10 protein-coding genes are annotated in these 15375 nt (G+C 65.5%); 5 read left to right on the top strand and 5 right to left on the bottom strand.

Going from position 1 to position 15375, the window contains the following annotated elements:
- Positions 1–30: 30 nt before the first annotated feature.
- On the top strand, positions 31–3354 hold the full coding sequence (lysX, locus tag ACFYOW_RS12495; protein ID WP_387287176.1) for a bifunctional lysylphosphatidylglycerol synthetase/lysine--tRNA ligase LysX: 3324 nt from the start codon (positions 31–33) through the stop codon (positions 3352–3354).
- A 123-nt stretch (positions 3355–3477) separates the two neighbouring features.
- Entirely contained in the window at positions 3478–3711 is a 234-nt protein-coding gene (locus tag ACFYOW_RS12490; protein WP_387287174.1) for a hypothetical protein, read from the top strand.
- A gap of 53 nt (positions 3712–3764) precedes the next feature.
- Here ACFYOW_RS12490 and ACFYOW_RS12485 read toward each other — a convergent pair whose 3' ends face one another.
- Complete coding sequence (locus tag ACFYOW_RS12485; RefSeq protein ID WP_387287172.1) at positions 3765–5279, bottom strand: MFS transporter; 1515 nt, start codon at positions 5277–5279, stop codon at positions 3765–3767.
- A 108-nt stretch (positions 5280–5387) separates the two neighbouring features.
- Between ACFYOW_RS12485 and ACFYOW_RS12480 the strand changes: the two genes are divergently transcribed.
- Positions 5388–6095 carry a winged helix-turn-helix transcriptional regulator gene (locus ACFYOW_RS12480; protein ID WP_387287170.1) on the top strand — a complete coding sequence of 236 codons (708 nt, stop codon included), beginning with the start codon at positions 5388–5390 and terminating at the stop codon, positions 6093–6095.
- 12 nt (positions 6096–6107) lie between these two features.
- Here the strand turns inward: ACFYOW_RS12480 and ACFYOW_RS12475 are convergent, their stop codons facing one another.
- The gene (locus tag ACFYOW_RS12475) at positions 6108–6686 is read right to left on the bottom strand and encodes a Uma2 family endonuclease (RefSeq protein WP_387287168.1); all 579 of its coding nucleotides are present in this window, start codon (positions 6684–6686) and stop codon (positions 6108–6110) included.
- Positions 6687–6764: 78 nt separating this feature from the next.
- On the opposite strand from ACFYOW_RS12475, the gene ACFYOW_RS12470 reads away from it, so the two are divergent.
- Both ACFYOW_RS12470 and ACFYOW_RS12465 read left to right on the top strand, forming a co-directional pair.
- The gene (locus ACFYOW_RS12470; RefSeq protein WP_387287166.1) at positions 6765–7382 is read left to right on the top strand and encodes a histidine phosphatase family protein; all 618 of its coding nucleotides are present in this window, start codon (positions 6765–6767) and stop codon (positions 7380–7382) included.
- A 132-nt stretch (positions 7383–7514) separates the two neighbouring features.
- Positions 7515–7802 (top strand): hypothetical protein, encoded by a 288-nt coding sequence (locus tag ACFYOW_RS12465; protein ID WP_387287164.1) that lies wholly within the window; start codon positions 7515–7517, stop codon positions 7800–7802.
- A 72-nt stretch (positions 7803–7874) separates the two neighbouring features.
- On the opposite strand, the gene ACFYOW_RS12460 is transcribed toward ACFYOW_RS12465, so the two are convergent.
- The 3 genes from ACFYOW_RS12460 to gltB all read right to left on the bottom strand — a co-directional run bounded on the left by ACFYOW_RS12460 (position 7875) and on the right by gltB (position 15317).
- Entirely contained in the window at positions 7875–8774 is a 900-nt protein-coding gene (locus ACFYOW_RS12460) for a cutinase family protein (protein ID WP_084508960.1), read from the bottom strand.
- A 364-nt stretch (positions 8775–9138) separates the two neighbouring features.
- The gene (locus ACFYOW_RS12455) at positions 9139–10608 is read right to left on the bottom strand and encodes a glutamate synthase subunit beta (protein ID WP_063044111.1); all 1470 of its coding nucleotides are present in this window, start codon (positions 10606–10608) and stop codon (positions 9139–9141) included.
- A gap of 56 nt (positions 10609–10664) precedes the next feature.
- On the bottom strand, positions 10665–15317 hold the full coding sequence (gene gltB / locus ACFYOW_RS12450) for a glutamate synthase large subunit (protein ID WP_387287163.1): 4653 nt from the start codon (positions 15315–15317) through the stop codon (positions 10665–10667).
- Positions 15318–15375: the final 58 nt, after the last annotated feature.

Raw genomic sequence — 15375 nt, 5'->3', positions numbered from 1 at the left:
CACTACCGCGGCACCGTACACACTGGTGCTGTGACAACCACGCACGCCGGGCAACACATCGACACCGAAGCACCCTCGGAAAGATCGGCACCACCGGTTCCGCATCGCGGGCACGGACGGTTGCGCGAGGTCCCGCATATCGCGGGTCTGCTCCTTGGCGTGTTCGCCGTGCTCTGCTTCCTGTGGAGCCTCTCGCCCGGACTGCGATATCTGACGCATGTGCCGCGTCGCTACATCGACCTGTACTACTTCGACGCACCGGATACCAGCCTGGTGTGGGCGCTGGTGGTCGGTCTGCTCGCGGGGGCGACAGCGAGCCGCAAGCGAATCGCCTGGTGGTTGCTGCTCGGCTATATCGCCCTCTACGCGCTGGCGAATGTGCTCGAATTCGCTGACGAGAGCAATATGCACGCGCTGGTGGCAGCGGTGGTGCAGCTCGCCGCGATCGGCGTGCTGCTCGCGTCTTGGCGGGAGTTCTACACGAAGGTGCGCCCGGGGGCGGGCTGGAAGGCGTTGGGCGTACTGGCCGGCGGTCTCGCGGTCGGCTGTCTGCTCGGCTGGGGTCTGGTGGAGCTGCTCCCCGGTTCGCTGCCCCGTGGCGTGCAGCGGCCGCTGTGGTCGGTATATCGGGTGACCGCCGCCGTCTTGGTCGACAACGAACATTTCGATGGCCATCCGCGCCCGTTCGTCAACTTCCTGCTCGGCCTCTTCGGCGCCATCGCGCTGCTGGCCGCGGTGGTCATCCTGCTGCGTTCGCAACGTGCGGGCAATGCGATGACCGGCACCGACGAATCCGCGATCCGCGGTCTGCTGGAACGCTCCGATATAGAGGATTCGCTCGGCTACTTCGCGACTCGGCGCGATAAGGCGGTGGTGTTCGCGCCGAGCGGCAAAGCGGCGCTGACCTATCGTGTCGAATTGGGCGTCTGCCTCGCCAGTGGCGATCCGATCGGCATTCGCGAGGCCTGGCCGCAGGCGATCGATGCGTGGCTGCAGTTGGCCGACGAATTCGGTTGGGCGCCAGCGGTCATGGGCGCGAGCGAACTCGGTGCGACGGCGTACCGGCGAGCCGGACTTTCGGCGCTGCGCCTCGGTGACGAGGCCATTCTCGACACCAGGACGTTCTCGCTCGCGGGCCCGGAGATGAAGCAGGTCCGCCAGGCGGCGAACCGGTTGCGCAAGCACGGGATCACCGTGCGGATCCGCCGCCATCGCGATATTCCGGCCGAGGAATTCCGACAGGTGATCGCCCATGCCGATGCCTGGCGCGATACCGAGACCGAGCGCGGCTTCTCCATGGCGCTCGGCCGCCTCGGCGATCGGCTGGACGGCGACTGCCTGCTGGTCGAGGCGGTCAATTCGCAGGAGAGGGTGCTGGGCATGCTGTCGCTGGTGCCGTGGGGACGCACCGGTGCGTCACTCGAACTGATGCGTCGAGATCCACACGGCCCCAACGGTGTCATGGAGCTGATGATCTCCCAGCTCGCACTGACCTCCGAACAGCATGGCATCACCAAGGTTTCGCTGAACTTCGCGGTATTCCGCTCCGTCTTCGAAGAGGGCGGACGCATCGGCGCCGGACCCGTGCTGCGGCTGTGGCGCGGTGTGCTGCTGTTCTTTTCGCGCTGGTGGCAGTTGGAGGCGCTGTACCGGTCGAATGTGAAGTATCAGCCGCACTGGGTGCCCCGGTTCTTCCTGTTCGAGGAGCGCAGGCAACTACCCCGGGTGGCGATCGCCAGTGCGCTCGCCGAGGGCTTCCTACCGCGCTTCGGCAAGGAACCCGAGACCATCACCCACACCGGTCTGCACAGTGCGGTACCCGCGGGCATCACCGGACTGCACGCCGACGGCAGTCCGCCGGATCTGCCGGAAAACGTCGGTGTGGAACAGCTTCCCCGCCGCCCGGAGCAGGTGCGGGTGCGCATGGACAAACTCGACCGGCTCGCGTCCGCAGGCGTCGACGCCTATCCGGTCGCCTATCCCCCGACGCATACCGTTGCGGCAGCGCGTCGTTCACCGCGCGGCACCACGGTGCGGGTCTGCGGCCGACTGCTGCGCATCCGCGATTACGGCGGTGTGATCTTCGCGGTGGTCCGGGACTGGACCGACGATATCCAGCTGGTCATCGACCGCGATCGGGTCGGCGCCGGACGCAGCGCCGAATTCGGCGAATTCTTCGACCTCGGCGACCTCATCGAGGTCAGCGGCCAGATCGGGCACAGTCGGCGCGGTGAACTCTCACTGCTGGCCGCGGACTGGCGGATGATCGGCAAATGCCTGCATCCGCTGCCGGACAAGTGGAAGGGCCTGGCCGATCCCGAGGCCAGGGTGCGTCAGCGCTACGTCGATATGGCGATCAATCCCGAAGTCCGCGAGGTACTGAGCAAGCGGACCGCGGTGGTGCGCTCGCTGCGGGATTCGTTGAACGCCTGGGGATATCTCGAGGTGGAGACCCCGATCCTGCAGAAGGTGCACGGCGGCGCCAATGCGACACCGTTCCTCACCCATATCAATGCCTACGATCTGGATCTGTATCTGCGGATCGCGCCCGAGCTGTATCTCAAGCGGCTGTGCGTCGGCGGTATGGAGAAGGTCTTCGAAATCGGGCGCAACTTCCGCAACGAGGGTGTGGACTTCAGCCACAATCCGGAGTTCACCAGCCTGGAAGCCTATGAGGCACATGCCGATTACGAGCGGATGATGCAGCTGGCCCGCCAGCTCATCCAGAACGCCGCACAGGCCGCCAATGGTTCGATGGTTGCACTGCGCCCCAAACCGGACGGCTCCTTCGAAGAGGTGGACATCTCCGGGGAGTGGGCGGTGAAGACGGTGCACAGCGCGGTATCGGAGGCACTCGGCACCAAGATCGACCCGCAGACCACTCTCGACGAGCTGCGCGAACTCTGCGACAAGGCGGAGGTGCCCTATCAGCACGGCTGGGATGCCGGGCAGGTCGTGCAGGAAATGTACGAGCATCTGGTCGAATCCCATACGGAGCAGCCGACTTTCTACATCGACTTCCCCACCTCGGTCTCCCCGCTGACCCGTGCGCACCGCAGCATCCCCGGCGTGACCGAGCGCTGGGATCTGGTCGCCTGGGGCGTCGAATTGGGTACGGCCTACAGCGAACTCACCGATCCGATCGAACAGCGCCGCAGGCTCACCGAGCAGTCGATGCTCGCGGCGAACGGCGATCCGGAAGCGATGGAGCTGGACGAGGACTTCCTGCAGGCGCTCGAGCATGCGATGCCGCCGACCGGCGGTTTGGGCATGGGCGTGGACCGCATCGTCATGTTGATCACCGGCCGCAGCATCCGCGAGACACTGCCGTTCCCGTTGGTCAAGCCGCGCTGAGTATCTCGCTGCCGAGTATCTCGAGATGAAAGATTGCAATCTGGAAAAGTTCCATTTGCCGTATTTGCCCGCTACCCTTGATGATTCGGCCCCGGGAGGAGGCCGGTACCTTCGATCATGGGGATGCTTATGTATCTGGACCTGCTGACCAACACCACTCTGCTGGACCCGCAGGTGTGGGCGAGTGCGGACACCTGGACCAACTCCGACACCGTCGCATCGGCAATGGAGTTCGCGGCCAAGAAAAAGAAGAAGAGCAGCAGTGGGCTGATCATCGGCGGCATCTGCTGCCTGGTCGTCGTCGCCCTGATCGTCGGCGGCATCTACCTGCTGACCCAGCGCAAGAAGCAGCAGTAATCCGCGAAACGGCCCGGCTCGCAGCGCGAACCGGGCCGTTTCGGTATTTCGGACTAGATGACGGTGCGTTCGGAGGCCACCTCGGCCTCGAGCAACAGCTCGTCATCGAGTTCGTCGTGCGGCTGCGCCTGCACCGACTTCAGCACCACCACCGCCGCGACCAATGCGGCGATCACCAGTGCGGCACCGATCCAGAAGGCCAGGTGGAATCCGTTGGTGAGCGCCACATTTGCCGCGACACCGTCCTTCAGCAGATGTTCGGTCTTGCTCGCCGACAGCGTGGCAAGCACCGCCAGACCGAGCGCGCCACCGACCTGCATGGTGGTGTTGGCCAGACCCGAGGCCAGCCCGGCCTCCTGCGGCTCGACCCCCGACATCGCCAGATTCATCAGCGACGGGAACGCCAGACCCGCACCGGTACCGAACAGCACCATCGGGCCGAAGATGTCGATCCAGTAGCTGCCGTCCACCGGTGCCTGGGTCAGCCAGAGCAGCGCGACGAGGATCAGCAGCAGACCGGGAATCAGCACCTTGCGGGCACCGAAGCGCATCACCAGATGTTCGGAGTAGCGCACCGACAGCAGACCCATGATCGCCGCGACCGGGAAGAAGGCCGTGCCGAGCTGGATCGGCGAATAGCCGAGCACCTGCTTCAGATACAGCGAACCCATGAAGAACATGCCGAACATGCCCGCCACGGTCAGCACCTGGATCACGTTGGCGCCGGACAGATTCCGCGAGAGGAAGATCTTCAGCGGCATCAGCGGGGTGGCCGCCGTCGCCTCCCGCGCGATGAATCCGCCGAGCAGCACCAGCGCGGCCGCGCCGAGCCCGAGTGTGACCGGATCGGTCCAGCCGTATTCCGCCGCAGGCTTGACGATCGTGTAGACGCCGAGCATCAGCGCCGCCGTGATCAGCACGGCGCCGGGCACATCCGCGCCGTCCTTCAGTCCGGCGCCCGTGTCCTTGTCCAGGATCTTCAGCGCGCCGAGGCCGACCGCAATGCCGATCGGCAGGTTGACCAGGAAGATCAGCCGCCAGTCCAATGCGGTCAGGAAACCGCCGAGCAGCAGGCCGATCGCACCACCGGCCGACGCGACGAAGGCGTAGCGACCGATCGCCTTGGCCTGCTCGCGCGGATCCGGGAACATCGCGAAGATCATGCCGAGGATGACCGCCGAGGTCATGGCGCCGCCGATGCCCTGCAGGAAGCGGGCCGCGATGAGGGTCACCTCGTTGACGGCCGCACCACACAGCGCCGAGGCCAGGGTGAAGACCACCAGACCGGACAGGAACATGGTGCGGCGACCGATCAGGTCACCGAGTCGGCCGGCCAGCATGAGCAGGCCGCCGAAGGAGATCAGATATCCGTTCACCACCCAGGCCAGACCCGACGCGGTGAAGCCCAGGTCAGTCTGGATATCCGCGAGTGCGACATTCACGATCGTCGCATCGAGCACGATCATCAGCATGCCGCCGCACAACACATAGAGGGCGAGCCAGCGCTTGCTGTCCGAACCGGCCGGGGCGTCCCCCACCTGTCTATGTCGTTCTTTTGCTTCCGTCACCACAGACGCCTTCCACCCGAAGATCGTTACTGTGGCACGCTAGCAGTGGTTAGTCCTAAAAGACAACTAATTAATTCAGTTGAAGAATCGACTGATATGCTGTAGCTCATGACTGTTGCCCCGGAGCAGCGCGCCAAGCGCAGCTACAACGACGCCTGCGGTGCTGCCCGCGCGCTCGACCTCGTCGGCGAGCGCTGGACCCTGCTCGTGGTGCGCGAACTACTCCTGGGCCCGAAGCGCTTCACCGATCTGCGCGCCGGACTGCCCGGCATCAGTCCGAATGTGCTCTCGCAACGGCTAGAGGAGCTCGTCCAGATCGGCGTCGTGCACAAACGCAAGCTGCCGCCGCCGGTCGGCGCCGCCGTCTACGACCTCACCGATTGGGGTCGCGAACTCGATGACGTGATCGTCGCGCTCAACCGCTGGGGGGCCCGCACCCCCAACAGTTACAGCTGCTCCGATATGTCCACCGATTCGCTGATAGTCACCCTGCGCACCTTCTTCCAACCCGCCCGGGCCGCAGGTGTGCACGCCGACTACGACTTGTACTTCACCGGATCCGATTCCGGCACAGACGAATTCCACGCGGTCATCGCCGATGACACCCTGGGCATCAGCCGTGGCGCGACCGGCTCCGCAACCGTCGCCATCCACACCACGGTCCCGGTCTTCATCGCCGTCGCCTTCCACGGCCGACCGCTGGCCGAAAGCTTGGCCTCCGGCGAAACCAAGATCAGTGGGCCGCCCGCTGCCGTCGAACAATTCGTCAGCTTCTTCGAGCTGCCCCCGGAGTGCACCGCGAATCCCCCGAAGTAAGCGGCGGCGAATCTACCACCGGTCGATTTCAGTCAGATCGATGTCGATCTCGAACGGAACACTCAGACGCAGGCGGTCATGATGGATCCCCGTGAGCGCGTATGCCTTTGTGGCGGGATCGAGTTCGTAGACATAGACCACCGGACGCCCGTCGACGTTCTCGACACGCCAGAAGTGGGTGATGCCTGCGCGGGCATACAGCTGGGGCTTGCGTTCGCGATCACGAGTGCGAGATTCCACCGACACAACCTCGATGGCGAGCACGACGTCATCGGCCTGGTATGTCGTCAGCTCCGGACCACCATCGCGGTCGGCATGTACTGCGATGATGTCAGGTTCTGGTCGCTGGTCACGTCCCAGCGTCACTGACATCTCCCGACGAATCCGCAGATGTGCGGGAGCCAAGGGGTTCAGAGCGAAAGCGAGCAAGTTAATGACCTGCATGCGAAACTTCGCCTGCGGGCTCACGAAGACAAGACTCCCGTCGATCAACTCGGTATGCGGGGGCAGGTCCGGCAGGCGATCCAGATCCTCGGCGACGAACCCACCCGGCGGCGGGCGCAGCCACTGCGGAAACGGTTCGACGGTCATGGCTTCGAGTATGGCACCCATACGTCGCTTGATCCCCCTAGTGCGAATGAACAGCGATCATGCGGCAGAGTGGGCTGGGTGCAGTTGATATTCGTTCGTCATGCTCAGCCATTGCGGGTGCAAGACTCCAATGGACCGGCCGATCCCGGATTGGCACCGGTCGGCCTGGAGCAGGCCGAACGGGTGCCTGCGGCGTTGAGTCAGCATCGGATCAGTCGGATCGTGAGCAGTCCGCAGCTACGGGCGCGGGAGACGGCCGAACCGATCGCGGCGAAACTCGGGCTCCCGGTGGATGTGATCGACGATCTGGCCGAATACGATCGCGACCTGCCCTCCTACATTCCGATCGAGGACGCCAAGGTCGAATTCGCGGCCGTCTACGACCGGATCAAGTCCGGGCATCTGCCCGAACAGATCGATGGGCCAGCCTTCATCACCCGGGTGCGCGATGCCGTCACCTCGATTGCCGCGCACACCGATCCGGCCGATACGGTGGTCGTCTTCGCACACGGCGGAGTGATCAACGTGCTGCTGCAGGAGGTGCTCGGCCTGGCCCGGCCGCTGACCTTCCCGATCGATTACTGCTCGATCACCCGGATCCTGTTCTCCCGCAGCGGCCGCCGGACCGCGGCGACCATCAATGAGAACGGCCACGTGTGGGATCTGTTGCCGCGCAATATTTCACAGCAACCTTGACGGTTGTTCCCAGATTCGGTCATTCACAGTCGACTGCCAGAATGACCGCACCTCAATCCCAGTGACGGAGCCTTCGATGGGACCGGTGAGCCGCCATACCAGCGACTCACCATCCGCGAGAAAGGAACCGTTTTGCTCTCCAAGACAAGGCGTAACGTCGCCCGGGTCGTCATCGCAGGCGCATTGGTCGCCGTGCCCCTCAGCGCACTCGCCGTGACGGCCTCCGCGGCCGAGCCCGATGCATCCGCTCAGTCCCAAATCCCGTTGCAAGGCACCGATATCGACCGTCATCACCACCATCATCATGACGGCGACGGTGACCACGGTCCGGGTAATTGGATCCCGGGACCGGGCAATTATGGCGCGCCCGGCGTTGCCCCCTTCCAGCAGTTCCCGCCGCCGACCGGCTCCGCGGGCTGATCACGGTCGTAGAAAGCGAAAGGCCACCTCTCCATCCGGAGGAGAGGTGGCCTTCGCTATGTGGCTATGGAATCAGGCCATGCCCGCGATCCAGTTGTGCATCCAGGAGATGGCGGTCTGCCCGCCGCCCACCGGGTAGCTGCCGTAGAGCGTATGCGCGTGCGAGTTGTAGAACCGCTCCAGATCCTTCGCCCGCTGCTGGTTGGCGGATTCGGTGAGCTGCGACTGCAGCGTCGGGATGCCGCCGAGGTTCATCAGGTCGTTCATGATGGCGCCCGCCTCGAGCTGGTAGCGCCAGAGGTTGGCCGGATTCGCCTCCGAGGTCTGCGCGAGGAAGCCGGCGAACCGGGTCACGAAATCGTCGGTGGCGGTTGCGCAGTAGAGATCGTCGAGCGCGCAGATGGTGCGGGTGCGATCGCTGAGCCAGCCGAAGCCGCCGACCCGAGCGCCACCGGCGCCCGCGCCCGGCGCGACCGGACCGACCTGGATGTCGGTGGGCGAGCGGCGCGGATCGGAGATCAGGCCGACACCCGCGATCCGGTCCGCCGGAATCGGGCTCAGGCCGGTGCCGATTTCGGCGGCGAGGTCGCCGGCCGCATCCGCACCCTGGCTGTAACCGACGATCGCGATCTTGGTGCCGCCACAGCTCTGTGCCATCGCGGTGGCCAGGCCGCGGGCGCGATCGGTCGCTTCCTTCTTGGACGCGCCGTAGACATCGCCTTCCCACGGGAATGCGGTCGCGGCATATGTCACGTAATCGACGTCCACCGACCGGCCAAGGCCATTGGTTACGCCGGACAGCATGCCGGGCTGCGGCGTCTTGTCCTTTCCGGTCTCCCAAGTACCGGGAATCGCAACCACATAGAGGCTCGGGCAGCCCGGATCGGCCGTTACCGAACCGCTACCAAGGACTACGCCGGATGCTACAGCCGCGCACGCACCGAGTGCGGCGGCCACCTTCTTCAACCGCATACCGCTCCAGTTCAAAACATCGCCCCTTGCGAGAGCTAGCTCCGACAGTCATTTGCCAACCGTGCTGACCTCGGCGGATGTCGGTTCAGTGCATATCGGGTCACCCACCGGTATGACACACACGTCGCAACCCACATCCCAAGATCACGCACCGCGCCGCAGATCACAATAAGGCAACGCCTCGACCTGCGCCATTCGAACTCGTTACCGTGTCCGATTCACGTCAGCGCGCCCGCCGAAAACGGTTCCGCCCAGCGACCTTCCGCGTATCGCGCCAAGATCGAATACGTACGTATGGCAAACGATAAGGGCGCCTGTGGATTCGAGATCCACAGGCGCCCTTTCCGCTCCGGTAAGAGAGGTTCTATCGTTGCGCGACTGCCGTCGGCGGAATCGGCGCGGGCAGCGCGGTCTCGCCCTCGAGGAACTTGTCGACCGCAGACGCGGCGGCACGGCCCTCGGCGATGGCCCAGACGATCAGCGACTGGCCACGGCCCATATCACCGGCGACGAAGACGCCGGGGACATTGGTCGACCAGTTCTTATCGCGCTGGACATTGCCGCGCTGGTCGTAGCCGACGCCGAGACCTTCGAGCAGGCCCGGCTTCTCGGGCCCGGTGAAGCCCATGGCGAGCAGCACCAGATCGGCCTCGAGGGTGAAGTCGGTGCCTTCGACCTTCTCGAAGCGGCCGTTGACCATCTTGACCTCATGCGCCTCCAGCGCGGTGACCTTGCCGTCCGCGCCGACGAAACGCTCGGTGTTCACCGAGAACACCCGTTCGCCGCCCTCCTCGTGCGCCGAGGAGACCCGGTACATGAGCGGGTAGGTCGGCCACGGGGTGGAGGAGGCGCGCTCCTCCGGCGGCCGCGGCATGATCTCGAACTGGTGGATGCTGGCCGCGCCCTGACGGTGCGAGGTGCCCAGGCAGTCCGCGCCGGTGTCACCGCCACCGATGATGACGACCTTCTTGTCCTTGGCGTGGATCGGCGGCAGGCCGTTCTCGTCGGTGACATCGTCGCCGAGTTGCACCCGGTTGGCCCACGGCAGGAATTCCATCGCCTGGTGGATGCCGTCCAGATCCCGTCCCGGGATGGGCAGGTCACGCGCCAGGGTGGCGCCACCCGCCAGCACGATCGCGTCGAACCGCTCGCGCAGCTGCGCGGCGGTGATGTCGACACCGACGTTCACCCCGGTCTTGAAGATGGTGCCCTCGGCCTCCATCTGCGCGAGCCTGCGGTCGATGAAGCGCTTCTCCATCTTGAATTCCGGAATGCCGTAGCGCAGCAGGCCACCGATGCGGTCGGCGCGCTCGAAGACGGTCACGGTGTGACCGGCCCTGGTCAGCTGCTGTGCGGCGGCCAGACCGGCCGGACCGGAACCGACCACGGCGACCCGCTTGCCGGTGAGGCGGGTCGGGTAGACCGGGGTCACCCAACCCTCGTCGAAGGCGTTCTCGATGAGCTCGACCTCGACCTGCTTGATCGTCACCGGATCCTGGTTGATGCCGAGGACACAGGACGCCTCGCACGGCGCCGGGCACAGCCGCCCGGTGAACTCCGGGAAGTTGTTGGTCGCGTGCAGCCGGTCGATGCCCTCACGCCACTGGCCCTTGTGAACCAGGTCGTTCCACTCCGGGATGAGGTTGCCCAGCGGACAGCCGTTGTGACAGAACGGAATACCGCAGTCCATACACCGGCTGGCCTGGGTCTGCAGGGTCTGGTGCGAGAAACCCTGCTCGTAGACCTCTTTCCAGTCCATCAGGCGCAGCGGAACCGGACGACGCGTCGGTAGTTCCCGTTTGGTGTGCTTCAGAAATCCTTGCGGGTCAGCCACGTGCCGCCCCCGAATAGTCACAGCGCCTCGTCGACGTCATCTGTAGAACTTTTTGGTCAGCCACGTGCCGCCTCCATAATCGCCTCGTCGACGTCCGTGCCGTTCTTCTCGGCCTCGGAGATCGCGAGCAAAACCTTCTTGTATTCGCGCGGCATAACCTTCACGAAGTGGTTCACCTGCTGGGACCAGTCGCTCAGAATGCGTTCGGCGACAGCCGAACCCGTCTGATCGCGGTGCTGGGTGACGATGTCGCGCAGCCAGGTGAAGTCGTCACCGGCGAGCTGCTCGACCGCGTCGGCCTGCTCGGGGTTGAGCCTTGCCTCGAAGGTGCCGTTCGGGTCGTAGACGAACGCGACACCGCCGGACATACCGGCGCCGAAGTTGCGGCCGGTCTCACCGAGGATGACCACCCGACCACCGGTCATGTACTCACAGCCGTGGTCACCGACGCCCTCGACCACCGCGATGGCGCCCGAGTTGCGCACGGCGAACCGCTCGCCGACCACACCGTTGATGAAGGCCTGGCCGCTGGTGGCGCCGAACAGGATCACGTTGCCCGCGATGATGTTCTGCTCCGCGACGAAGTCGGCCGGTGCGTTCAGCGATGGGCGCACGATCAGGTGGCCGCCGGAAAGCCCCTTGCCCACATAGTCGTTCGCGTCGCCCTGCACCCGCAGCGTGATGCCCGCGGGCACGAAGGCGCCGAAGCTGTTGCCCGCGGAACCGGTGAAGGTGATGTCGATGGTGTCGTCGGGCAGGCCCGCGCCACCGTAGAGCTTGGTCACCTCATGGCCGAGCATGGTGCCGACGGTGCGGTTCACGTTCGTGATCTTGGTTTCGAACTTCACCGCCTGGCCGCGCTCGAGCGCATCGGCGCTCTGCGCGATCAACTGCACGTCCAACGCCCGGTCCAGGCCGTGGTCCTGGGTCTTGGTGCAGTACCGGTCCTGGCGCATGAATGCCGTCTCGACATCGTCGAGGATCGGCGACAGGTCCAGCTTGCTGGCCTTCCAGTGCGCCTTGGCCTGGGAGGTGTCGAGCATATCGACCCGGCCGATGGCCTCGTCCAGGGTGCGGAAGCCCAACTCCGCCAGCAGTTCCCGTACCTCTTCGGCGATGAACAGCATGAAGTTCTCGACGAATTCCGGCTTGCCGGTGAAGCGTTCGCGCAGCACCGGGTTCTGCGTCGCGACACCGACGGGGCAGGTGTCGAGGTGGCAGACCCGCATCATGACGCAGCCCGAAACCACCAGAGGCGCAGTGGCGAAACCGAATTCCTCGGCGCCGAGCAGTGCGGCGATCATCACGTCGCGGCCGGTCTTCATCTGGCCGTCGACCTGCACGACGATGCGATCGCGAAGTCCGTTGAGCAGCAACGTCTGCTGGGTCTCGGCCAAGCCGAGCTCCCAGGGACCGCCAGCATGCTTGAGCGAGGTCAGCGGCGAGGCGCCGGTACCACCGTCGTGGCCGGAGATCAGCACCACGTCGGCGTGCGCCTTCGACACACCGGCCGCAACCGTGCCGACGCCTGGCTCCGCAACAAGTTTCACGTGAATCCGCGCCTGCGGGTTCGCGTTCTTCAGGTCGTGGATCAGCTGCGCCAGATCCTCGATCGAGTAGATGTCGTGGTGCGGCGGCGGCGAGATCAGGCCGACACCCGGCGTCGAGTGCCGCACCTCGGCGACCCACGGGTACACCTTGTGCGCGGGCAGCTGACCGCCCTCACCGGGCTTGGCGCCCTGCGCCATCTTGATCTGGATATCGGTGCAGTTGGTCAGGTAGTGCGCGGTGACACCGAAGCGACCCGAGGCGACCTGCTTGATCGCCGAACGCCGCCAGTCACCGTTCTCCTCGACCTCGAAGCGGGCCGGATGTTCGCCGCCCTCACCGGAATTCGAGCGACCGCCGAGGCGGTTCATCGCGATCGCCAGGGTCTCGTGCGCCTCGGAGGAGATGGAGCCGTAGCTCATCGCGCCGGTGGAGAACCGCTTGACGATGGCGCTGGCCGGTTCGACCTCGTCGATCGAGATCGGCTTGCGCTCGCCGGTCCGGAACTTGAACAGACCGCGCAGCGAGGCCAGCCGCTCGGACTGATCGTCGACCAGCTTGGTGTACTCCTTGAAGATCGAGTACTGACCGCTGCGGGTTGCGTGCTGCAGCTTGAAGACGGTGTCGGGGTTGAACAGGTGGTATTCACCCTCGCGCCGCCACTGGTATTCACCGCCCACCTCGAGCTCGCGGTGCGCGCGCTCGTTGCGGTTCTCCAGGAAGGCCACGGTGTGCCGTGCTGCCACATCGGCGGCGATCTCGTCGAGGCCGATGCCGTCCAGATGCGAACGCAGGCCGGTGAAGTACTCGTCCACCAGTTCCTGCGACAGGCCGATCACCTGGAACAGCTGCGCGCCGGTGTAGGAGGCGATAGTGGAGATGCCCATCTTGGACATCACCTTCAGCACGCCCTTGCTCGCGGCCTTGTTGTAGTTCGCGACGGCCTTGCGGTAATCGGCGGCCAGATCGCCGGTGCTGCCCGGCATCTGCAGCCCACTGCGCTCGAGCAGATCCTCGATGGTCTCGAAGGCCATGTACGGGTTGATCGCGGCCGCGCCGAAGCCGACCAGCATGGCCATGTGGTGCACCTCGCGGGCGTCACCGGCCTCGACGACCACGCCGACCATGGTGCGAGTGCGCTCGCGCACCAGGTGGTGGTGCACCGACGAGGTCAGCAGCAGCGACGGAATCGGCGCCAGCTTCTCATTGGACTCGCGGTCGGACAGCACGATGATCCGCGCACCACCCTCGATGGCGGCCGAGACCTGGGTGTTGATGGCCTCGAGCGCCTTGCGCAGGCCCTTGCCACCCTTCTTCACCGGATACAGACCGTGCACGACCACCGAGCGCAGCTCCGGATGCGAGCCGTCGTCGTTGATGTGGATGAGCTTGGCCAGCTCGTCGTTGTCCAGAATCGGCTGCGGGATGGTGATCTGGTGGCAGGACTCCGGGCCGGGATGAAGCAGGTCGGCCTCCGGGCCGAGGGCCCGGCGCAGGCTGGTCACCACTTCTTCGCGGATCGCGTCCAGCGGGGGGTTGGTCACCTGTGCGAACAGCTGGGAGAAGTAGTCGAAGAGCAGCCGGGGGCGCGAGGACAGCACCGCGATCGGGGTGTCGGTGCCCATCGAGCCGAGCGCCTCACCGCCGGTCTTGGCCATCGGCGAGATCAGCAGGTTCAGCTCTTCATTGGTGTATCCGAAGATCTGCTGGCGGATCAGCACGCGATCGTGCGACATGTGCACATGCGGACGGTCGGGCAGATCGGCCAGCTTGGTCACGCCGGCATCGAGCCATTCCTGGTACGGGTGCTCGGCGGCCAGCTGGCTCTTGAGCTCCTCGTCGCCGACGATGCGGCCCTGCGAGGTGTCGACCAGGAACATGCGGCCCGGCTGCAGCCGCACCTTCTGGACCACCTTGGCCGGATCGATATCGAGGACACCGACCTCGGAGGCCATGACGACCAGACCGTCATCGGTGACCCAGATGCGGCTGGGGCGCAGACCGTTGCGGTCGAGCACGGCGCCGACCACGGTGCCGTCGGAGAAGCACACCGATGCCGGGCCGTCCCACGGCTCCATCAGCATCGAGTGGTAGCGGTAGAACGCCCGCCGCTGCGGGTCCATGTTCTCGTTGCGTTCCCAAGCCTCGGGAATCATCATCAGCACCGCGTGGGGCAAGCTGCGGCCGCCGAGGTGCAGCAGTTCCAGCACCTCGTCGAAGCGCGCGGTATCGCTCGCCCCCGGGGTACAGACGGGGAAGATCTTCTGCAGGCGGTTGTTGCCCGCCTCATCGATGCCGAAGACATCCGAGCGCAGCAGCGCCTCGCGGGCGCGCATCCAGTTCTCGTTACCGGTGACGGTGTTGATCTCACCGTTGTGCGCGACCCGGCGGAACGGATGCGCCAGCGGCCACGACGGGAAGGTGTTGGTGGAGAACCGGGAGTGCACGATGCCGAGGGCGGACTCCATCCGGCCGTCCTGCAGGTCCAGGTAGAACGCGCGCAGCTGCGGAGTGGTGAACATGCCCTTGTAGACGAAGGTCTGACCGGACAGGCTCGGGAAGTACACCGACTCCTTGCCGACCGCGCCCTCGCCCGCACCGGCCTTGCCCAGTTCGTGCTCGACGCGCTTGCGCACAACGTAGGCCCGGCGCTCCAGATCCATGCCCGACAGCTGCTCGGCCGAACCCTTCGGCGAGCCGATGAAGATCTGGCGGAAGGTCGGCATGGCGTCACGGGCCAGCGCACCCAGGGTGGACTCGTCGGTGGGCACCTCGCGCCAGCCGAGCACGGCGAGACCCTCGGATTCGACGATGCGCTCCAGGCCGTAGGCGGCCTTGGTCGCCTCGCGGCGGGCCTGCGGCAGGAAGGCGATACCGGTGGCGTAGGAGCCCTCCGGCGGCAACTCGAAATCGACCACGGCACGGAAGAACCGGTCCGGAATCTGGATCAGGATGCCGGCGCCGTCACCACTATTGGGTTCGGCACCTGCGGCACCGCGGTGCTCCAGGTTCAACAGAGCCGTAATAGCCTTGTCGACGATGTCGCGGCTGCGGCGGCCGTGCATGTCGACGACGAATGCGACACCGCAGGCGTCGTGCTCGTTCGCCGGGTCATAGAGCCCGATGGGTCCGGGGGACCTGTGGCCAGGAAGTTGCGTCATGCCTCTGCCTTCAAGAAAGTCGGCCTCGATGAATCGGCCTATGGGAAAGGGGCCTTTC

This window comes from Nocardia sp. NPDC006982 (genome assembly GCF_042869435.1).
Lineage (GTDB): Bacteria > Actinomycetota > Actinomycetes > Mycobacteriales > Mycobacteriaceae > Nocardia.
The sequence above is the reverse complement of the archived record's forward strand: the minus strand, read 5'-3'. Positions and strand labels throughout refer to the sequence as shown.

Coding starts and splice junctions, on each gene's coding strand:
- ACFYOW_RS12490 (WP_387287174.1), top strand. CDS start 3,478: ATGCTTATGTATCTGGACCTGCTGACCAACACCACTCTGCTGGACCCG.
- ACFYOW_RS12460 (WP_084508960.1), bottom strand. CDS start 8,774: ATGCGGTTGAAGAAGGTGGCCGCCGCACTCGGTGCGTGCGCGGCTGTA.
- gltB (WP_387287163.1), bottom strand. CDS start 15,317: ATGACGCAACTTCCTGGCCACAGGTCCCCCGGACCCATCGGGCTCTAT.
- ACFYOW_RS12475 (WP_387287168.1), bottom strand. CDS start 6,686: ATGACCGTCGAACCGTTTCCGCAGTGGCTGCGCCCGCCGCCGGGTGGG.
- ACFYOW_RS12480 (WP_387287170.1), top strand. CDS start 5,388: ATGACTGTTGCCCCGGAGCAGCGCGCCAAGCGCAGCTACAACGACGCC.